16 protein-coding genes are annotated in these 20388 nt (G+C 61.5%); 13 read left to right on the top strand and 3 right to left on the bottom strand.

The window, feature by feature from the left end:
• The first annotated feature begins 95 nt into the window (after nucleotides 1-95).
• Entirely contained in the window at nucleotides 96-314 is a 219-nt protein-coding gene (locus AO356_RS28790; protein ID WP_003200762.1) for a tautomerase family protein, read from the top strand.
• A 134-nt stretch (nucleotides 315-448) separates the two neighbouring features.
• On the opposite strand, the gene AO356_RS28795 is transcribed toward AO356_RS28790, so the two are convergent.
• From AO356_RS28795 to AO356_RS28805, 3 genes are all read right to left on the bottom strand, one after another.
• Nucleotides 449-2671 (bottom strand): TonB-dependent receptor, encoded by a 2223-nt coding sequence (locus AO356_RS28795; RefSeq protein ID WP_060742735.1) that lies wholly within the window; start codon nucleotides 2669-2671, stop codon nucleotides 449-451.
• A 110-nt stretch (nucleotides 2672-2781) separates the two neighbouring features.
• On the bottom strand, nucleotides 2782-3186 hold the full coding sequence (locus tag AO356_RS28800; RefSeq protein WP_060742736.1) for a ParB N-terminal domain-containing protein: 405 nt from the start codon (nucleotides 3184-3186) through the stop codon (nucleotides 2782-2784).
• Nucleotides 3187-3212: 26 nt separating this feature from the next.
• Nucleotides 3213-4103, bottom strand: coding sequence for an HpcH/HpaI aldolase/citrate lyase family protein (locus tag AO356_RS28805; protein ID WP_060742737.1), 891 nt, complete (start codon nucleotides 4101-4103; stop codon nucleotides 3213-3215).
• Nucleotides 4104-4711: 608 nt separating this feature from the next.
• Between AO356_RS28805 and AO356_RS28810 the strand changes: the two genes are divergently transcribed.
• From AO356_RS28810 to AO356_RS28870, 12 genes are all read left to right on the top strand, one after another.
• Nucleotides 4712-6106, top strand: a complete 1395-nt coding sequence (locus AO356_RS28810) for an alanine racemase (RefSeq protein ID WP_060742738.1) — start codon at nucleotides 4712-4714, stop codon at nucleotides 6104-6106.
• Nucleotides 6107-6120: 14 nt separating this feature from the next.
• Nucleotides 6121-7164, top strand: a complete 1044-nt coding sequence (locus AO356_RS28815; RefSeq protein ID WP_060742739.1) for a PLP-dependent cysteine synthase family protein — start codon at nucleotides 6121-6123, stop codon at nucleotides 7162-7164.
• A gap of 28 nt (nucleotides 7165-7192) precedes the next feature.
• On the top strand, nucleotides 7193-8341 hold the full coding sequence (locus AO356_RS28820) for an NAD/NADP octopine/nopaline dehydrogenase family protein (protein WP_060742740.1): 1149 nt from the start codon (nucleotides 7193-7195) through the stop codon (nucleotides 8339-8341).
• 46 nt (nucleotides 8342-8387) lie between these two features.
• Nucleotides 8388-10235, top strand: coding sequence for an IucA/IucC family protein (locus AO356_RS28825; RefSeq protein WP_060742741.1), 1848 nt, complete (start codon nucleotides 8388-8390; stop codon nucleotides 10233-10235).
• Between the two features lie 16 nt (nucleotides 10236-10251).
• The gene (locus tag AO356_RS28830; RefSeq protein ID WP_060742742.1) at nucleotides 10252-11496 is read left to right on the top strand and encodes an MFS transporter; all 1245 of its coding nucleotides are present in this window, start codon (nucleotides 10252-10254) and stop codon (nucleotides 11494-11496) included.
• A gap of 15 nt (nucleotides 11497-11511) precedes the next feature.
• The gene (locus AO356_RS28835) at nucleotides 11512-12696 is read left to right on the top strand and encodes an aminotransferase class V-fold PLP-dependent enzyme (protein ID WP_060742743.1); all 1185 of its coding nucleotides are present in this window, start codon (nucleotides 11512-11514) and stop codon (nucleotides 12694-12696) included.
• A gap of 591 nt (nucleotides 12697-13287) precedes the next feature.
• Nucleotides 13288-13803, top strand: a complete 516-nt coding sequence (locus AO356_RS28845) for a sigma-70 family RNA polymerase sigma factor (protein WP_060742745.1) — start codon at nucleotides 13288-13290, stop codon at nucleotides 13801-13803.
• Nucleotides 13804-14781, top strand: a complete 978-nt coding sequence (locus tag AO356_RS28850; RefSeq protein WP_060742746.1) for a FecR domain-containing protein — start codon at nucleotides 13804-13806, stop codon at nucleotides 14779-14781.
• 99 nt (nucleotides 14782-14880) lie between these two features.
• Nucleotides 14881-17292 carry a TonB-dependent receptor gene (locus AO356_RS28855; protein ID WP_060742747.1) on the top strand — a complete coding sequence of 804 codons (2412 nt, stop codon included), beginning with the start codon at nucleotides 14881-14883 and terminating at the stop codon, nucleotides 17290-17292.
• A gap of 64 nt (nucleotides 17293-17356) precedes the next feature.
• The gene (locus tag AO356_RS28860; protein WP_060742748.1) at nucleotides 17357-18544 is read left to right on the top strand and encodes an ABC transporter substrate-binding protein; all 1188 of its coding nucleotides are present in this window, start codon (nucleotides 17357-17359) and stop codon (nucleotides 18542-18544) included.
• Nucleotides 18541-19602, top strand: a complete 1062-nt coding sequence (locus AO356_RS28865) for a FecCD family ABC transporter permease (protein ID WP_060742749.1) — start codon at nucleotides 18541-18543, stop codon at nucleotides 19600-19602. The genes AO356_RS28860 and AO356_RS28865 overlap by 4 nt, the downstream gene beginning before the upstream one ends.
• Entirely contained in the window at nucleotides 19596-20351 is a 756-nt protein-coding gene (locus AO356_RS28870) for an ABC transporter ATP-binding protein (RefSeq protein WP_060742750.1), read from the top strand. The genes AO356_RS28865 and AO356_RS28870 overlap by 7 nt, the downstream gene beginning before the upstream one ends.
• Nucleotides 20352-20388 lie beyond the last annotated feature (37 nt).

A 20388-nucleotide genomic window follows, 5' to 3' on the forward strand; every position in this document is an offset into this window, starting at 1 on the left:
AATCCAGAAGGGTTTATTCCACAGGCGTAAAGGAGAAAGATGCGCGCCAGGGGCCATCGCCCCTGGCGAATCTTTCACACCTACGGAGTCGATCCATGCCATTTGCCAACTACAAATTTCCCGAAGGAATCCTGGACCACGCCCGCAAGGAAGAGATCATCCATCGCACCACGGAAATGTTCGTCGAATACTTCGGCGAAGGGGTCCGTCCATTCACCATGGTCCTGGTCGAAGAGGTGGCAGACGGTGGCTGGGGGCGCGCCGATGAAACGCTGACGCTGGCGAAGATGGGGCTGCCTGCCAAAGGCCAATAATGCTGTTCGCTTAAGGTTTGTCTGGCCACAGGTTCATCGTTTTTCCTAAGTGAACAGCATTACCCTATATAGAAGAGATCGGGAAAGAAAAGTGAGAGGGGTGACCCTGTGCTAGAGCCACCCCTCGCCATGCCTCAGAAATCCACCGTGGCCGACAATTGCAATGTGCGCGGCGAGCCTGGAGAGAAGGCGCCGTACGAGGCGACCCCCGACCAGTACTCGCGGTCAAAGACGTTCTGGACCGTGGCTCGGAAAGTTGTCGGTCGACCTTCGATCTTGGTGGCGTAGCGAGCGCCCGCATCGAAACGGGTCCAGGCATCCAGCTCCTGGGTGTTGGCCTGGTTCACGTATTGGCTGCTGGTGTAGATCGCGCCACTGGTGAGGGTAAAGCCTTCCACCCACGGGGTGTCCCATTCGGCCCACAGGTTGGCTTGTACGTCTGGCACACCCACCGGCTTATTGCCACGGTTGGCCGCGGTGGCGGAATCCGTCAGCTCACCGTCGAGCAATGTCACGCCACCCATCAAGCGTGTGCCGGGGGCCACTTCGCCGAACACGCTCAGCTCCAGGCCACGGTTGCGCTGTTCAGCCTGTACGGAGAAAACATTGTTCGCACTGAGTTCGCCACTGGGCTTCTCGATCTGGAACAGCGCCAGGGTGGTCATGAACGTGCCGTGCTCGTACTTGACGCCCATCTCGTGCTGCTTGGATTCATAAGGTGCGAATGTTTCTAGAGGATTGTTCGCGTTGGCTGGCGCAACGTCACCTTTACTCAGCCCTTCGACATAGTTGTAGTACAGCGACACGTCCTCCCAGGGCTTGACCACCACGCCGACCATCGGGGTCGTGGCACTGTCGTCATAACGGGAACTGACCGAACCCGTCTCGCTGTAATTGCGTGATTCGACCTTCTGCCGGCGCAACCCCAGGGACAGTTGCAGACGGTCATCCAGTACCGACAAGGTGTCGGTCAAGGCGAAGCCGGACAGCTGCGACTCGGAAACCCGCAGCACCTTGGGCGCATTGATGGCCGGCTTGGGCACGTCCACCGGGTGATAGATGTTCGAGCGGACCTCCGGCCCATTGTTGATCCCCCGGGACAGTTCATCCTGGTAAGTGGTCGCCATCAGCGTGGTCGTGTGGCTGACAGGGCCGGTGTCGAACACCCCACGAACCCCCACATCGGCTGTCGAACGGTCTACGTTGAATTTGTAATACCCCGGCGTGTTGCTGATATCGCCGGCGTTGTTGAGGATTCTTGGTACCTGGTCGGACATCCGCTTGACGTCCGAGCGACCACCGCCGGCGTGGGCAAACACCGTGACCGCGTCCGTCAGGTCGTATTCGCCACCCAGCAAGGCCGACTGCTCCTTGGTGTCCGACCAACCCCATTTCTGTGACGCATTGGTACGACCGTTGGGGGCGGATGGAATTTCAACGCCACGCGCGACAGTGAAGGGCCGCGAGGCACCCTCAAAGCTTTCTTTCTGACTGATGAAGTCGAGGTTCAAGCGCAAACGCTCGCCCCGATAATCCAGGGCGATAGCACCGATGTTGAGCTCGCGTTCCTGGTCGTCGATGGCCGTGTCGCCACCCTGGAGGCTGCCGTTGAAGCGCACGCCGAACTGGTTTTCCGAGCCGAATCGACGGCTGACATCCAGGTGCCCACCCACTTGGGAGTCGGACGCGTAGCTGCCGGTAAAGCGCGTCAGGTCTTCGTCCAACGGACGCTTGGGAACGATATTGATCACCCCGCCCACCCCGCTGTTCGGAGACATGCCGTACATCAGCGCACCCGGCCCCTTGAGCACTTCGACCCGTTCGGCGTAGTCGGTGAAGACCCGGTAGTTGGGTGCCACGCCGTATACGCCGTCGTAGGCCAACTCACCGAGGTTGCCCTCGCCGATGGGAAAACCACGGATGAAAAACGAATCGACGATGCCGCCCACCTGCCCCGTAGAGCGCACCGAAGGGTCTCGTTGCAGGGCGTCGGCCACGGTCACGGTTTGCAGGTCGGCCAGGGTCTTTTCGGTGTAGCTGGTCACGCTGAACGGCGTGTCCATCACGTCCTTGTTGCCCATCATCCCCAAGCGTGCACCGCGCGCCACCTGACCGCCGGCCAGCACGGGCGGTAGTGCGCCTGGGTCGTTGTGGGTGCCGCTGATGGTGGTGGCGTCAAGGGTCAAGCCTTGCCCGTTGCCCTTGGAGGCGTCCTGGGTTGTATCGGCGGCAGGCGCCTGTCCGGGGGTTGCCGCCCAGGCGGTGGCGCTTCCTGCGACCAGAATGAAACTCAGCGTGGCGTTACGAATCGCGAGGGATAACGCAGACTCACCACAAGGTCGACGTGCAACAGACATGGCTTAAGGATCCTTTCCAACGAGAGAAAATGGTAATCACTCCTATTGCCAGTCGACCTGCGGAAAAGTATCACCTCCTGGGGATTATTTTTCAGACTGCGCCGGATCCCTCAGGCATACAGGCGTTCCAGCGGTATCGCGACGACGGGCAGGGCCGGGTCGAACGCGTGCCGCGTGGTCTTGTAGGGGAACAGCTCGCCCCGGGCGATGGTGCTGAAAATCCGCGCCACCTCGAACGCCTTGCCGGTCTGCCAATGCCGCACACACACCCGCGGATCCGCGTAGTCGAGCTGGATGCACGGGACCCGCTTCAAGCCCAATTGCAACGCCGCGTTGAAGCGATGATTGCCGTCCATCACGATGCCTCGCGAACGCTCGACGATGATCGGCTCCAGCCAATGCCCGGCACGGATGATCGACTCCCGCAGCCATTGCACATTGGCCGGATCGACATGCTCCGATTGCAGCACTTCGCACAGCGGTCGCAGCGCAATCTGATAACCCTGGTGTTCCATGGCGAATCTCCTGGTCGGCAGCGGGTTCAGCAGGCGTCCGCCTTGGCGGGCACCGCGTAGAGGCTGGCCACGTCCAGCAGGCGCTGGGCATGTTCGATGAGCGGCAGATCCACCATCTCGCCGTCCACCTGCACCGCATGGGAGCCGCTGGCCACGGCACGCATCACGCGATCGGCCCAGGCCAGCTGACCCGCATTGGGCAGGAAGGCCCGCTGGACCGTGTTCAATTGCGCAGGATGGATACACAGCTTGGCGCCAAAGCCCAGGGACCTTGCGTAATGCGCATCGTGATTGACCATCGCCAGGTCGCTGATGGCCGGTGTCACACCATCGATCGGCGCAGGCAAACCGGCCGTGCGCGATGCCAGCACGATCCGATTGCGGGCGAACAGAAACGCCTCGGGCACCTGGCTGCAGTTGATGTCGAGGGAAAAATCCAACGAACCGAACGCCAGGCGCGACAGCCCGGCAATGCCGGCAATCGCCTCGACCTGCTGCAAGCCCTTGGCCGTCTCGATGATGGCGACGATCTGCAACTCGGGCTGCCACGCCAACAACTGCTCGACCACTTGGCACAAGGCCTCGCCGTACTGCGCCTTGGGCAAGAAAATCCCCGCGCAACGCTCGGGATAGCGCATGTCTCCCAGCCATGTCAGATCTTGGCGCAGGAAGGTGCTGTCAACGCTGTTCAGGCGGATGTAGCGCTGGCAAGCAACACTCGGCACGCTTTCCTGCCAAGCCCAAATGGCCGCTCGAGCCGCGGCTTTGCTGTCGGGATGAACGGCATCCTCGAGGTCGAGAATGATCGCATCCGGCGTCGCGTCGACCGCCTTGGCGAACCGTTCGGGGCGGTTGCCGGGAACGAACAGGTAGCTGATGGGAAGCGTGGCGACGGTATGGGGGCGTTCAGTTGTCATGGAGCTCTCCTGGGTATGCGTCAGTGGTGATCAGCGAAAATTTCATGTACCTCAGGCAGGGAAATCCCGGTCTCGGCTGCGGCCTGTTCCAGCGCTCCTTAACTCCTTTTCCATCAAGGCATTAAGGTACTTCTTCAACTGCGCAAGAACGCTTACAAGCACCTGCAAACAAGCGCTTATGCACGCTCGTTCAGCGAGTAATTATTTAAAATTTTTGAAAACCTTACTTGATAATCGTTCGCGTTAGCAATATGGTTCTCGCCATCGAGCTGATGCAAGCCAATCATCAAAGGAAGTCTTTGTCATCACAGGAAGTGCATAGCGGTGATGTCATTTGAATGCCATTCATTGGCTATTTAACACGGACGCGCCATCCGTCGATGGCGGCTGCTCCGCTCTTCGGATAAACCTTAGGGAATGGGTTTCTTATGCCGTGCTTTGTGAAATATTTATTACGTCCGGCCTGATGATTTTATCTTCAGGCTTCGTTTGGCTTACACCGCCAAATACAGAAATTTCTTAAGCCTGAAACGGACGTTTTATATCCGCCTCGACAACAGCGGTTGTCGAACTATGAAAAATGGCATGTTCGACGCCAGGGGTTAACTATGCCTAATGTTTCCACGCCAATATCCAACAACCGAACCAAAGTGCATCAACCCACACTGTTGACACCCCTACTCGACCCGGCGATCGGACAATTTATTCATGATCATTCACAAAGACTTATAGAACTTGTTTCACAACACGGATCACCCCTGAACCTGATGTGGCCCCATGCATTTAAAGCCAATACAACGGCGCTGAAGAGCGTGTTGAAGAAATACGACGTGAATCACGTCATCTTCTATGGTGCCAAAGCCAACAAGTCCCAATGCCTGCTTCGCGCGGCAGAAGATTTGGGTATCGGCGTCGATGTATCGAGCATTCACGAACTGAATGCGGCCCGGCGCGCCGGCACGCCGGGCGCGCTTTTGTGCGCAACGGGGCCGGCCAAAACGGCTGTTTTCCACCGGGCACTGGTAGAGGCTGGCTCACTGATCTGTGTGGATTCGCTGGAAGAATTCGCTCATCTCAAAGCGCTGGTAAAAGCCACGCGCCCTCCCTTACAGGCCAGGGTTTTACTGCGTTACCGGCCGCAGAGCTGCCTGGCGAGCCGTTTCGGAATGGGCACCGATGACTTGCTGGAGTGCCTGCGACAATTGACCGAAGAAGGCGAACATTTTCACTTCGAAGGCTTCCATTTCCATCTGGGCGGCTACGGGTACGAAACCCGGGTACAGGCCTTCCGAGAGGTGACCGCCTTTGTCGAGGCGGCGCACGAGATGGGCTTGACTCCGAGCATGATCGACATGGGTGGAGGGCTGCCTATTCGTTATGTCGATCCCGAGACCTATAACAGTTTTCTGCAGAACGACAATAAACCCGGTCATTACTACAACCATTCAGTGCCCGAGTCGTTTTATCCCTATGGCGGCAGTTTGACAGCCAGCCAGTGGTTGGAATTTTTTCTGGAATCCGATCATTCACCCGGTCGTTCGATAGCGAATTACTTAAAGTCACGCAATATCACCTTGTCGTTGCAACCCGGTCGAAGTCTGGTGGATCAAGCCGCCATCTCGGTATTTCGAGTGACCCGCACCAAAAAGCTGGCCGACAATAAAACCGTGATCTTCGTCGAGGGCAGTAGTTTCAGCGCGTGTGAAACCTGGTTCGCGTCTGAATATCTGGTCGACCCCATCTTGATAAGCGCAACGCAATCGCCCCATAACCCGACTCAAGCATACATCGCCGGCCATAGTTGCCTGGATGATGACGTCATCAGTTATCGCCTTATCAACTTCGAATATTTACCCCAGCCCGGCGACTTATTGATCTACGCCAATACCGCCGGCTATCAGATGGATTTGCTGGAAAACGAATTCCATCGCCACCCCCTACCCCGTCGATTAATGGCGACTTGTTGTACACAAGGCCACTACGCGTTTTCACCTGACTGCTAAAGGGAGTACTTCACATGATACTTAATAAAGTTTCCGACCTGATCGGTAATACCCCCATGCTGGGCATTGATATACCCGACACTCATGCCAGGCTGTTGCTCAAGATTGAAAAGAACAACCCCGGCGGCAGCATCAAGGACCGCATGGCGCGGAACATGGTACTGGCCGCGCTCAAGTCCGGACGCTTGAAGCCCGGCGGCGTGGTCGTGGAGTCCTCTTCCGGCAACACCGGCATCGGCCTGGCCATGGCCGCTGTCGAATTCGGCCTGCATTTTATCGCCGTGGTCGACCACCATGCCGCCCAGGACAAGATCGCCGTCATGAAAGCGCTGGGCGCCGACGTTCGATTTGTCGCCGGCCATTATCGCGAGGATGAAGTCGCGGTAGTCGAGCGCCAACGGATGGCCGCCGAACTCGCGCAACAGATCCCGGGAGCGGTGTTCATGAACCAGTCGGACAACGCCGCCAATGCCGGCGGCTACAGCGACTTCGTCCGCGAAACCATTGCCCAGGTGGAAGGCAAGGTCGGCGCCTACGTCGGTTGTGTCGGCACCGGCGGCTCGATGACCGGCATCGCCCGCGGGCTGAAACTGCACAACCCCGACACCGTGACCGTCGCTGTGGAACCCGCCGGCTCCATTGTCTTCGGTCATCCCGGCTACCCGTACTATCAATCCGGCACCGGTACCCCGGCCGGCGACACCGTGGGCCTGGTGCTCGACTACAGCTGCATCGACCTGGGCGTCCAGGTCACCGATTCCCAAGCCTTCGAAACCGCCCGTTATATCGCTCGCAACCTGGGGCTGCTGGTGGGCGGCTCTACCGGCGGAGCGATTTTCAAGGCCCTGGAATTCATTCACAAAGGTGTGCTGACCGGCAATGTCGTGGTCCCGATCGCCGACGGCGGCGAGAAGTACCTGCACACCGTGTTCGACGATCAATGGCTGCAAGAGCGCGACTTGCTCGACCCAGGCGTCGCCGTGCAACTGGACGGCTGGCTGGGCAAGACCCAATGGCTGGAATCCAGTTCTGCGCCGCTGCAATTGAGCGTCGCATGACCCTCCACCCACACAGGAACGCCTCTTCATGAACGTGCTGAAAGTCGCCATTTGCGGCGGTGGCAGAACCGGCCATCTCAATGCCGTCCTGTTCAAGCAATTGCCTGATGTCCAGGTGTCGCTGCTCACCAGCAATCAGGACATCGTCGACCTCCACGCCCGCCAAACCCCCATTCAGGCGTTGATGCCCGATGGTTCGACGCTGAGCGCGCGGCCGGACCGGGTGACCACCGAGGCAAAAGTCGCCGTCGAGGACGCCGACATCGTCATCATCACGGTGCCGGCCCATGCCCGGCCGCAGGTCCTGCAGGACATCGCACCGTACCTGAGCACGACCAAGCCGGTGTACGTCGGTGCCATTCCAGGCTTCTGCGGTTTCGACTGGCTGGCCCAAGCCACACTGGCGGATAAACCGAACCTGGTGATCTGGGGCATGAAGGACGTCCCGCACACGGCGTTCGACCTGAAACCCGGACGCTCGGTGAAGATGGGCGGCGGCAAAAGCCAGTTGTATGTCGCCACCCACGCCCGGGAAACCCAGGCGTCGCGCCAGCAGCTCCAGCAAATGCTCAGCAGGCTGTACGGCCCTTGCGTGACCCTGCTCGACCATTACCTGGAGATCACCCTGACCCCGGGCAATCCGATCATGCACAGCTCGGTGATCTACGGCTTGATCGGCCCTTACGGCCAGTGGCACCGCAAGATCTTCCCGCAACGCCTGTGCTGGTGGACCGAGTGTCCGGAATTGGGCGCCTATTTCCTCGAACGCATGGATGAAGAAAGCCAGAACCTGTGCGCAGTCATCAGCCAGCGCATGGGCGTGGACCTGTCCTCGGTCAAGTCCTTGAAACAGGAGATCGTCGAGGCCTACGGCGAGCAGATCCGCGACCGCAGCAGCATGCTTTCGATCCTGCGCACCAACCGGGCCTACAACGACATCCTGGCGCCCATGGTGCCGGCCGACGGCAACCGCCCCGGCTATGTGATCGAGCGCCAGAGCCGAGCCTTCAATGAAGACGTCGCCTATGGCCTGGTCCTGCTGGTGGAAATGGCCAAGCGTTTCGAACTGAAAGTCCCCTACATCGAGGAAGTCCTGCAGTGGAGCATCGCCTACATGGAAGGCTTGCGCGACTCGGCGCTGGACTACTTCCCGACCCACTGGCCGCGTTCGGCCTGAACCGGGCTTCACCCTCTTCCTTATTCATCGACGAGCAGATACCGATATGGATGACTTCAAGACACTGGTCACTTATTCACGCAAAAACGCCATGCGACGCTTGGTTCGCTGCCTGTTTGCCGAGAACATCCTGGACCGTTCGGCCCTGAGCTTTTCCGCGGACGGCAGCGAGGCGACCTACCCGTTGAAAAATGCACGGGCCCAGCTGTTTTTCTCGCAGATTACCCTGGCCCCCGCCGACACCTTGATCAGTGACGGTGACGTGGTCCTGCTGACCGACGAAGGCGTACGCCAAGTCATTCACAGCCATCAGGACTTGCTGGACGTGCTGCGCGACAGCTTCGACTTCGAACCCAGCGACGAAGGCGTGGCCGGCCTCAAGTCGGACATGGAAAACAGCCTGATGAACGATGCCCACGCCCGCCAGCATCGCCAGCAATGGAACGCGCGCCTGGCCCAGGCCGCTGAAAGCCACGGGCTCGCCAGCCTGACCGACTACCTGCGCCAACACACCAGCACCAAGGACGCCGCGATCCTGTTGGACCAATGGGGGTCGCTGGAAGGCCATCCGTATTATCCGACCTGGAAATCCCGTCCAGGTCTCAGCGATGCGGAAGTCGAACAACTGTCCCCCGAGTTCAACGCCCAGGTCCCCTTGCGCATCGCCGCATTGCGCGCCGACATGGCCAAAAGTGAAAGCATGCCCCACGTCACCAGCTACCACCGTTGGTTCGCCAGTAACTTCCCGGCGCAATGGGCACAGTGGACCGCCGCCCTCAATGCCAAGGGCCTGGACGAAAACCAATGGCTGCCGCTGCCCATCCATGCCTGGCATCTGCAGGCCTACGTACTCAAGACCTTTGCCGCGGAAATCGAAGCTGGCATCCTGATCACCGAGGGCCCCGACCTCCAGACCCTGCCGACCATGTCCTATCGGACCATGATGCCGGTGCTGGACGAGACCGCGCCGCTGATCAAGTTGCCCATCGCCGTGTGGATGACCAGCGAGCTGCGCAGCCTGCAAGCCAAGTCGATCCACATGGGCCCGCGGATCAGCACGGTGATCACGAAAATCCTCGCCGCCGAAAACGGCTTCGACCAGCGCCTCGAGATCTTCCCGGAAGAGATCGGCGTGCGGTACCGCAACGCGATCACCCAGGACGATGCTCCCGGACGACACCTGTCAGTGGTCTATCGCGCCAGCCGAGCGGCGTTCGAACGCAACGACGACTGCCTGCCCATCACCGTGGCCTCGTTGTTCACCCGCCTGCCCGGCGGCCGTCCGCTGTTTACCGACCTGATCGAGCGCGATGGGGTTCGGGCCGAGGCCCAGGGCGTTGAAGACTGGTTCCGGCAGTACGCCGCCGTGGTCACCCGCCCAGTGGTCGCGATCTACCTGATGTACGGCATCGGCCTCGAAGCCCATCAGCAAAACACCATGGTGCTCTTTGCCCCCGATGGCACAGCGCGTAGCCTGCTGATCCGCGATTTCGGCGATGGCAGGACCTACGCGCCCCTGCTGGAGGAACGCGGGTACACCTTGCAACCTCATGTGCAGCCGGGCATCTTGCCGACCGTGTTCGTGGAAGATATCGAACCGGTGCGCATGTTCGTGCTCGACGCGGCGTTCCTCACCCACCTGCACGAGATCGCCTTGTGGCTGACACGGGAATACGGGTTGGACGACACGCGACTGTGGAGGGTGCTGCGGGAGGAAACCGAGGCGGCGTTCGAAGCCGTGCGCGAGCGTGTCGCCGCGCCATTGTGGGAAACCGAACGCCAGGCGTTCATCCAGGACCCGTGGCCGACCCGATCGTTGTTGCGCATGCACCTGTTGCAGTACTCCAACTATCGTTTACAGCACACGCTGACCAACCCGCTTGCGAGCGTTTAACCACCGAGGCTGAGTCATGTCCCACGCAGGTGCCATCCAGGGTTCGAACGTCAGAATCCTGATTTACCTTCTATTCGCGATCCAACTGATCTCCATGGGCGCGATGGAAATGAGCGGGCCGTTCTGGCCGGTCCACCTGCGCGGGCTGACGTCCTCGGAGTCGGTCTTCAGCTTCGCCAGCATCGCCGTGTATGTCGGCCCGATGCTGGGCATCATTCTGACCAGCGCCTTATGGGGCCGTATCGGTGATCGCTACGGTCACAAGTTGATGATGATCCGCGCCCTGGCGGGCCTGTCATTGACGCAGCTCGGGCTGGCGCTGTGCAGCGATATCTGGATCATCCTGGTGCTGCGCTTCCTGCAGGGCGCCTTTGCCGGGTACATCGCCCCGGCCCAGGCCTATGGCGTCAGCATCGAAGCCCCCTCGCGACGGGCGCGGCTGTTCGCGATCCTGCAAATATCCACCAACGTCGGCTCATTGCTCGGCGCGGTGGTCGGGGGCCTGATCCTCGACTACGCCACCTTCTTCTGGATCAACATCATTGCCTCGGCCTTGTGCGCGGTGTGCACGGTGGTGGCCGCCGTGACCTTGCCGGACGTGCCTCCGGTGAAAAAACCCGCGACCAGCCAGGCCCCGACGACAGCGAGCCGTACCGACAGTGTCTGGCAAGGATCGCCATTGCTGTCATTGCTGTGGGTCATGGGCATCCTGCTGTTGGCCCGGATGCTGCCACAGACCTCATTTTCCTTGTATGTGAGCTCGGTATTCGACGTCAGCAACTCGGTGGTCGGCCTATGCTACGGCTTGCTGGCGCTGGGTTTCATCCTCTCGGCCACCGCCTGGTCGCGCTATTTCGAGCACCGTACCCAGCAGGACACCTTGCACCGCATCATCTACATCGTGCTCGGTTGCATCGCCCTGACTGCCCTGGCGGGGGTCACGCGCAATGCCATCGTCTTTGTCGTCGTCTACTTCATCTGGGGCGTGCTGCTGGGGGCTACCACACCGGTGCTGATGGCGCTGATCTCGAAATCCGCCGACAGCGCACGCCAAGGCCAGGTGCTGGGCATTGCCCAGGGCACCGCGCAATTCGCCTCGATCGCGGGCATCTCGGCCGGTGGGTTGCTCAGCCAGGTCTACGGTCTGCAGTACACCTACCTGTTCGTTTGCCTGGCCTATGTGTTGGCCCTGATTCCCATCGTTGCCTTGCGGTACTGGCCCGCGAGCCTGCAAGCCAGCCCCGCCCCACCCGGGGACTGATCAAGGAGTTTCCCTTTGAACGTTGAACAACTGCGCGCCGATACGCCCGGTGTCGCGCATCTGGTCCATTTCAACAACGCCGGTGCGGCACTGATGCCTGAACCGGTGATCGAGGCCGTGACCAACCACCTGCAACGGGAGGCGCGCCTCGGTGGTTACGAGGCCGCCGGGCAACAGGCCGCGGCGCTGGACAATGTCTACAACGCCATTGGCCGCCTGATCAACGCCCAGCCCGACGAAATCGCGGTAATCGAAAACGCCACCCGCGCCTGGGACATGGCCTTCTATTCATTGCCGCTGCGGCCCGGCGATGTGGTGCTGACGTCCACCACCGAATACGCCGGCAACTACATCCCCTACCTGCAACTGAAGAAACTCCGCGGTATCGAGCTGCGGATCATTCCCAACGATGAACACGGCCAGGTGTCGCTGCCGGCCCTCAAGACGCTGCTGGAGGATGATCGCGTCGCCTTGGTGTCCTTGCCGGTGATTGCCACCAACGGCGGACCGGTCCAACCCGTCGAACAGATCGGCGCCCTGGCACGGGCCGCCGGGGTGCTGTTTATGCTCGATGCCTGCCAAGGGGTCGGGCAAATGCCGATCGATGTGAAACGCATCGGCTGCCACATGCTCGCCGCGACCAGCCGCAAGTACCTGCGCGGCCCCAGGGGCATGGGTTTTCTCTATGTCGAAAAGGCCCTGTGCCAGAACCTTGAGCCGGTTTTTCTCGACCTGCATGCCGCCTCGCTGCAAACACCTGACACGTTCAGCCTGCGTGGCGATGCCAAGCGTTTCGAGAATTGGGAATGCAACGTGGCGGCCAAGCTGGGGCTCGGCGCGGCGGTGGAATATGCTCTGGCCCAAGGCATCGAGCCGATGTGGCAGCGCATCCAACACCTGGCCAGCCATTTGCGCGAACGCCTGACGGCGATTTCGACAGTGACGCTTCAAGACCAGGGCACGCTCCAATCCGGCATCGTCACATTCACTCACCGACACGGCAGCGCGACCCAGGTCCAGCAATGGCTGGCGGGCCAGGCCAAACGGATCAACGTCAGCACATCGACGTTCCGCTCGACGATGCTCGACATGCAGCAACGCGACTTGCTGGAAGTCAGCCGCGCCTCCGTACACGCCTACAATACCGAAGCTGAAATCGACACCCTGGCGGCCGCGCTGGCGCACCTGCCGCGCACCTGAGGGATGGTTCAGGGCTTTGCTCAAAAACGGTGGGAGCGAGCCTGCTCGCGATGGCGTCGGTACAGCCAACATCCCCGCAAGCTGACACACCGCTATCGCGAGCAAGCTCAGCTCCCACAGAGGATCGATGGTGGACGCCTGATCTGTGAACGCTCAAAAAAACTGTGGGAGCTCGCTACCACAGGGGATTCGGGGTGTATCTCAAATCTCATCATCATCCCGAAAACGGTGGGAGCGAGCCTGCTCGCGATGGCGCCGGCACAGCCAACATCCCCGCAAGCTGACACACCGCTATCGCGAGCAAGCTCAGCTCCCACAGAGGATCGATGGTGGACGCCTGATCTGTGAACGCTCAAAAAAAACTGTGGGAGCTCGCTACCACAGGGGATTCGGGGTGTATCTCAAATCTCATCATCATCCGGAAAACGGTGGGAGCGAGCTTGCTCGCGATGGCGCCGGCACAGCCAACATCCCCGCAAACTGACACACCGCTATCGCGAGCAAGCTCGCTCCCAGTCGATGCCGCTTGCGTCGCGAGCAAGTTGTCCTTTAGCATTGGGAATACTTCTCAATTGCAAAAAAGTCGCAGCCATGAGCGAAACCCTGCCCGCGAACAACGACCAGCATCTGCGCGTGATCGAAGACCTGTACGCCGGCCATCACAGCTGGCTGTACAACACGCTGAAGAAGAAGCTGGGCAACGCCATGGATGCGGCGGACCTGGCGCAAGACACCTTCGCGCGCATTCTCGCCTCCCAAGTCACGGCCATTGACCAGCCCCGGGCCTACCTGAGCTGCGTGGCCAAGGGCATTCTCATCAATTGGTATCAGCGCAAGGCCCTGGAACGTGCCTACCTGGAGGCGCTCGCGCATTTGCCGGCCCAGGAAGTGCCCTCCCCGGAATTGCGCTTTCTGGTGCTGGAAACCCTGCACGAAATCGACGCCATGCTCGACACCCTCCCGGCGCCGGTCAAGCGGGCATTCCTGCTGTCGCAGATCGGCGGCCTGAAATACGACGACATCGCCCAACAGCTGAACGTCTCGCTGATCACGGTCAAGCGCTACATGAAGCAGGCATTCGTGCAGTGCTTGATGTTGGTGGAATGAATGCTCACTCGTCGCCGTGAGCCGCCGCTCGACCCCAAGGTCCTCGAAGAAGCCGCCGAATGGCTGATGCGCTTGAGCGAAAGCGACCTCAGTGACACCGAGCGCGCCGAATGGGAATGCTGGAGGGCCAGCAGCCCCGAGCGCGGCCGGGCCTGGTCTCGTGCGCAATTGCTGCAAAGCAAGCTCGGCGGCTTGCCACGCGCATTGGCGATGTCGGCGCTGGATCGCCCAAGCAGCCCCGAACGACGCGCGGCCCTCGGCAAACTGGCGTTGCTGCTGGCAGCGGTGCCTGTCGGTTGGGGCAGTTGGAAACTGGCGCAATCGCAGCAATGGTCCGCCGACTACCGCACCGCCATCGGCGAGCGCCGCGAGTTGACCCTGGCCGACGGCTCTCACCTCACCCTCAATACCGGCACGGCCATCGACGTACTGTTCGACACCCGCCAGCGGCTCCTCCATGTGCGCGAAGGGGAAGTCCTGGTGCAGACCGCGCCGGATGCCTCACCCCAGGCCCGACCGTTCCTGGTCAGCACCCGCGAGGGCCGGATGCAGGCCCTGGGTACGCGGTTCATCGTGCGCCAGCTGCCATCGCGCACCCATCTGGCGGTACTCGAAGGCGCAGTGCGGATTGAATTGACCGAGGCTCGCCAGGCCGCGCCGCTCATCGTCAACGCCGGACAGCGTACCGACTTCTCGTCCCAGGCCTTCGGCCCGTTGACCCCGACAGATCGTAACGCCAGCGCCTGGACCCAAGGCATGCTGATGGCCGACAGGATGCGCCTGGCGGATTTCGTCGCCGAACTGGCGCGCTATCGCCGCGGCTTCGTGCGTTGCGACCCGGCCATTGCCGAGCTGCGGGTGTCCGGCGCGTTTCCCATCAGCGATACCCAGCGCACGCTCAACATGCTGGTGCAAACCTACCCGGTCCTGGTCACCGGTCATTTGAGCGGTTACTGGGTGACGCTTTCCCCGGCCTGACCCCACAAAAATTATTTGCTGCTCGGGTGATACTTTTTTTGATCTCAACTGGCAAAGAAAGGAATAACCATTTCATCTCGTCCATAGGGTCATCCATCCATGCTCGTTGCGCGGCCCCTGCGTCCGGATCGTCCGTCCAAGCCCGTCATGCGCAGTGTGCTGTTGAGCCTTGCGTTGAGCACGGTCACCGGGCCGTTCGCCTTCGCCGCCGTGCCCGCACAACTGGAAGCCGTCGCCCCCCGCGCCTATGACATCGCCCCGGGGCCGCTCGGCCCTGCCCTGTCGAGCTTTGCGGTGACCGCCGGCATTGCCTTGTCGTTCCAGCCCTCGATCACTGAGGGCCTGGTCAGCCCGGGGCTTTCCGGCACTTATCCGGCCACGCAAGCACTCACCCAGCTGCTGGCCGACAGCGGCGTGGAAATGGTTGCCCGCGACGATGGCAGCTACACACTGGTGCTGCGCCAGGTGTCCCTGCCGCAGATCAGCGTCGACGCCGCCGGCAGACGCAGCAGCGACCTGCCACCTACCGACGCCAACGGCCAGGTCGCTCGCGGCGCACGCCTCGGCCTGCTGGGCAACGCCGATGTGATGGATGCACCGTTCAGCGTCAGCAGCTACACCTCGACGATGATCAGGGATCAACAGGCAACCACCGTGGGCGACTTGCTGGAACGCGACGCTTCGGTGCGCTCCACTGGCCAGGCGGGCGGCATCGTCGATTCGTTCTTCATCCGCGGTTTTCCGTTGGGGGAAGGCAACCTCGGGGAGTTGGCTTTCGACGGCGTGTATGGCGTGGCGTCCAATTACCGGGTGTTCACCGATTACGCCGAGCGCATCGAACTGGTCAAGGGGCCCGCCGCGCTGCTGTATGGCATGTCGCCCAACAGCGCGGTGGGTGGAGTGATCAACGTGGTCCCCAAGCGCGCCCTCGACGAGGACCTGACCCGCTTCACCAGCCGCTACGCCACGAACTCGCAACTGGGCGGCCACCTCGACGTCAGTCGGCGCTTTGGCGAGGAACGCCGGTTCGGAATCAGGCTCAACGGTAGCCTGCAGCAGGGTGACACGGCCATCGACAAGCAGTCCCGAGACGTCGGTACCGGCGCCATGTCCCTGGATTACCAAGGGGATCGCCTGCGCATGACCCTGGACCTGATCAGCCAGGATGAAAAATTCGACGCCGCCTCCCGCCCTTTCCTGATCGACTCTGGCGTGCAAATCCCCTCCGCCGCCAACGGCCGCACCAGTGTCAGCCAGGACTGGGGACGCTCCCGGGCCCGGGACAAATCGGCGTTGCTGAGTGGCGAGTACGACCTCAGCGACCAACTGACCCTGTTTGCCCACGCTGGCGGTGGAAAATCCGAGGTCGAGCGCATGTCCGACCAGACCCCGACCATCATCAACGCCGCCGGCGACACGTCATCGGTTCCCGGCTATTACAAATTCAACGTCCAACGCTACACCGTCGATGCCGGCGCACGCCTGGGCTTCGACACCGGGCCGGTCAGCCACCGCGCGGTGCTGCAAGTCAGCCGTTATCGCGATGAATTGTCCCGGGGCATTGTTTCCGGCCCCGTTATCCTCTCGAACATCTATCACCCGGTCGATCGACCCAGGCCCAACATCGCCGAACCTCACACGCCAAAAATCTCCGAGAGCGAACTGTCGGGCGTCGCCCTGGCCGACACCTTGTCGGTGCTCGATGAGCGCCTGCAACTCACCCTCGGATTGCGCCGACAAAACATCCAGTCGGACAACTACAACACCACCGTTGCCACCCCGTCCTACGACAAAAGCAAGACCACCCCACTGCTCGGTATCGTCGCCAAGCCCTGGGACCATGTCGCGCTGTACTACAACTACATCGAAGGCCTGAGCAAGGGCGACATCGCACCGGCTGCCGCCACGAACGCCGACGAAGTTTTTTCACCCTACATTTCCCGCCAGCAGGAGATCGGGCTCAAGCTCGACTACGAGCGTTTCATGGCCACGCTGGCGCTGTTCCAGATCAAGAAACCCAGCGGCGAATTGTCGTCCAGGGTGTTTTCGGTCCAGGCCCAGCAACGCAACCGTGGCGTGGAACTGAACCTGTCCGGCGAGATTGCCAAGGGCACGCGCCTGCTCGGTGGCGTGACGCTACTCGATGGGGAACTGACCCGCACCAGCGTGGCCGCCAACCGCGGCAATACACCGGTGGGCGTGCCCAAGGTCCAGGCCAACCTCTGGGCCGAGTGGGACACCCCGGGCATCGATGGGCTGACGCTGACCAGCGGCGCGATCTACACCGCCAGCCAGTACGTCGACCAGGCCAACACCCAGGAACTGGATGCCTGGACCCGCTTCGACGTCGGTGCCCGCTATGCCACGCGCATTGCCGAACGGCCCACGACATTTCGCGCCACGGTGCAGAACGTCTTTGACCGCGCCTATTGGTCGGGGGTCGCGTCCTATGGCGCGTTTTCCCAAGGCGCACCGCGCACGCTGTTGTTATCCGCCACCGTTGATTTCTGAAACCTGCGGGCCGGGGCGGCGACTTGCGCCGTTGTCCGGTCCGGCTTTCGTAAAGGCATGAACCATGGTTACCGTTTTTCGCCGCCCTCACACCCTTGCCGCCCTGCTGTTCACCGGGCTGCTCGGTGTGTCGTTTCTTTCGCTGACGCCCCGCAGTGCCCTGGCCGCCGAGGCGGACCCTGCCCTGGGCAGCGTGACCGACCTGCTCGGGCGCCAGGTCAAGGTCCATCTCCCGGTCAGGCGGGTGATCCTCGGCGAAGGCCGCCAGTTGTACCTGGTGGCGGCACTGGACACGCAAAACCCCATCGAACGCGTCGTCGGTTGGCGCAAGGACCTGATCCAGTCGGATCCGGACACCTACGGCGCCTACCTGCGCAAATTTCCCGAGATTGCCAAGATCCCGACCTTCGGCGGGTTCGAGGACGGCACCTTTGACATCGAACAGGCCATCTCCCAGCGTCCGGATGTGATCATCCTCAATATCGAAGCCCAGCACGCCACCGAGGATGCGCGCTACATCGAGAAGCTCGACGCCTTGGGCATCCCGGTGGTCTACGTGGACTTTCGCAACAACCCGATGCAGAACACCGAGCCGACCATGCGCCTGTTCGGCCAACTGTTCGGCAAGCAAGCCCGTGCCGAAGCCTTCATCGATTTTCGCAACCAACAGATTCGACGGGTCACCGACGTCATTGAAGCGCGCCACCCTGCCCGGCCCAAGGTCTTCATCGAGCGAATCGGCGGCTACACCGATGATTGCTGCCTGAGCTTCGGCAACGAGAATTTCGGCCTGTTCGTCGAAATGGCCGGTGGCGACAACATCGCCAAAGGCATCATCCCCACCACGTTCGGCCAGTTGAATGCCGAACAAGTGGTGGTCGCCAACCCGGCACAGGTGGTGGTCACCAGTGCCAACTGGGAAGCCTTTGCACCCGGTGGCCATTGGGTCGGCGTCGGCCCCGGGGCGGATATGGCCCAAGCCAGGAAAAAACTGGCGTGGTACACCCGGCGACCGGCCTACGCCGGCATCAAGGCCCAGGACGACCAGGCGTTCCACGCCATTTGGCACCAGTTCTACAACAGCCCCTATCAGTTCGTGGCCATCCAGCAATTGGCCAAGTGGTTCCACCCGACGTTATTCGCCGACCTGGACCCGGACGCCTCGTTCCGTCAACTGCACGAGCAGTTCCTGCCAGTTCCTTATGAGCCGGGTTACGCCGTCAGCCTGGACCAGACCGAGGACAAGCCATGACGTCGTTGAACGAAACCCTGGTGATGCAACGTGACACCTACCGGCGCCTGGTGCTGCGCAAGCGGCTCATTCTCGGCGGGCTCACGCTGTTGCTGATTTGCAGCGTCCTGCTCGACCTGGCCCTCGGGCCGGCACGCTACAGCCTCGACGAAGTGCTCGGCGCACTGTTTTCGCCGGACAGCGCTTCGCCCCAGGTTCGCGTGGTGATGTGGGACATCCGCCTGCCTGTGGCGCTGATGGCTGTCGCGGTCGGCGCCGCGTTGTCGCTGGCCGGCGCGCAGATGCAGACGATCCTCAACAACCCGCTGGCCAGCCCGTTCACCCTGGGCATTTCCGCTGCCGCCAGTTTTGGTGCGGCCATGGGACTGGCGTTTGGCGTGGCCTTGTTCCCATTGGCGGCGCAGTACATGGTGCCGGTGAACGCGTTCATCATGGCCATGTTGTCGGCATTGTTGATCCACTTCCTGAGCCTGCGCCGCGGTGTCACCGCCGAGACCATCGTGCTGCTTGGCATCGCCCTGGTGTTCACCTTCAATGCGTTGCTGGCGCTGGTGCAATTCTTCGCCACCGAGCAAGCCGTGGCCGCCGTGGTGTTCTGGACGATGGGTAGCCTGACCAAAGCCACCTGGCCCAAGCTCGGGGTAATCTGCCTGGTGATCCTGGTCACCCTGCCGGTTTTCGCCCGGCGCGCCTGGGCCTTGACCGCGCTGCGGTTGGGGGACGACAAGGCCGCGAGTTTCGGCATCAACGTGCGCAGCCTGCGCTTTCAGACGCTGATCATGGTCAGCCTGCTCGCCTCGTTCCCGGTGGCGTTTGTCGGCACGATCGGCTTCATCGGCCTGGTCGGCCCGCACATCGCGCGGATGCTGATCGGTGAAGACCAACGGTTCTTCCTGCCGGCGTCGGTGCTGACCGGCGCCCTGATTCTGTCCGCCAGTTCGGTGATCAGCAAAACCCTGATCCCTGGGGCCATTTTCCCCATCGGTGTGGTGACGTCGCTGATCGGCGTGCCCTTCTTCATATCCTTGATTCTCGGCGGGAAGAAAAACTCATGGTAACGATCCGGCTGGAGAATCTCGGAGCCCGCTATGGCCAGCGCACGGTCATTCACGGCGTGACCACGGCAGCTTTTGTCGGCGGCCAGGTGGTGGCGGTAGTCGGCCCCAACGCGGCGGGCAAATCCACCTTGTTCAAGCGCATGGCCGGGTTGATCGACGGCCCCGGGCAGGTGATCCTGGAGGGCTCGAAAAAGGGACCGCAGGGCATCAGCTACATGCCCCAGGGCTTGAACGCCAGTGCCCGGTTGACGGTGTACGAGTCGGTGCTGCTGGCGCGCAAGCAGCTCACGCCGGGCTGGGTCGTCCACGATGACGAACTGAAGCGGGTGGATGACATTCTCGCCGCGCTGGGCATCACTGAGTTGTCGTTCCGTAACCTCGGAGAGCTCAGCGGCGGACAGCAGCAACTGGTGTCGATCGCCCAGACCCTGGTGCGCGAACCGGAAATCCTGTTGATGGATGAGCCGACCAGCGCCCTGGACATGCATCGGCAAGTCCAGGTGCTGAATTTCATGCGGGCCCTGGCGCGCAAACGCCAGGTCATTGTGTTCATCGCCATCCATGACCTGAACCAGGCGCTGCGCTTTGCCGACCAAGTGCTGGTCATCGCCGACAACACCGCCCAGGGCAGCGGCCCGAGCGCCGAGGTGATCACCGAGTCGATGCTGCGCCAGGTCTACAAGGTCGAAGCGCGGATCGAGCAGTGCAGCCGCGGCGAGCGCCACATCCTGATCGACGATATCGTTTGAACGCACAGCCGGGCCTTGCGCCAAAGGCCCGGGGCCG

The organism is Pseudomonas fluorescens (assembly GCF_001307275.1).
Taxonomy (GTDB): Bacteria; Pseudomonadota; Gammaproteobacteria; order Pseudomonadales; family Pseudomonadaceae; genus Aquipseudomonas; species Aquipseudomonas fluorescens_AA.

Excerpts from the sequence above, each read along its gene's own strand:
- AO356_RS28860 (WP_060742748.1), top strand. The coding sequence starts at position 17,357 with ATGGTTACCGTTTTTCGCCGCCCTCACACCCTTGCCGCCCTGCTGTTC.
- AO356_RS28845 (WP_060742745.1), top strand. The coding sequence starts at position 13,288 with ATGAGCGAAACCCTGCCCGCGAACAACGACCAGCATCTGCGCGTGATC.
- AO356_RS28865 (WP_060742749.1), top strand. The coding sequence starts at position 18,541 with ATGACGTCGTTGAACGAAACCCTGGTGATGCAACGTGACACCTACCGG.
- AO356_RS28825 (WP_060742741.1), top strand. The coding sequence starts at position 8,388 with ATGGATGACTTCAAGACACTGGTCACTTATTCACGCAAAAACGCCATG.
- AO356_RS28795 (WP_060742735.1), bottom strand. The coding sequence starts at position 2,671 with ATGTCTGTTGCACGTCGACCTTGTGGTGAGTCTGCGTTATCCCTCGCG.
- AO356_RS28870 (WP_060742750.1), top strand. The coding sequence starts at position 19,596 with ATGGTAACGATCCGGCTGGAGAATCTCGGAGCCCGCTATGGCCAGCGC.
- AO356_RS28855 (WP_060742747.1), top strand. The coding sequence starts at position 14,881 with ATGCTCGTTGCGCGGCCCCTGCGTCCGGATCGTCCGTCCAAGCCCGTC.
- AO356_RS28815 (WP_060742739.1), top strand. The coding sequence starts at position 6,121 with ATGATACTTAATAAAGTTTCCGACCTGATCGGTAATACCCCCATGCTG.
- AO356_RS28800 (WP_060742736.1), bottom strand. The coding sequence starts at position 3,186 with ATGGAACACCAGGGTTATCAGATTGCGCTGCGACCGCTGTGCGAAGTG.
- AO356_RS28850 (WP_060742746.1), top strand. The coding sequence starts at position 13,804 with ATGCTCACTCGTCGCCGTGAGCCGCCGCTCGACCCCAAGGTCCTCGAA.
- AO356_RS28820 (WP_060742740.1), top strand. The coding sequence starts at position 7,193 with ATGAACGTGCTGAAAGTCGCCATTTGCGGCGGTGGCAGAACCGGCCAT.
- AO356_RS28810 (WP_060742738.1), top strand. The coding sequence starts at position 4,712 with ATGCCTAATGTTTCCACGCCAATATCCAACAACCGAACCAAAGTGCAT.
- AO356_RS28790 (WP_003200762.1), top strand. The coding sequence starts at position 96 with ATGCCATTTGCCAACTACAAATTTCCCGAAGGAATCCTGGACCACGCC.
- AO356_RS28805 (WP_060742737.1), bottom strand. The coding sequence starts at position 4,103 with ATGACAACTGAACGCCCCCATACCGTCGCCACGCTTCCCATCAGCTAC.
- AO356_RS28830 (WP_060742742.1), top strand. The coding sequence starts at position 10,252 with ATGTCCCACGCAGGTGCCATCCAGGGTTCGAACGTCAGAATCCTGATT.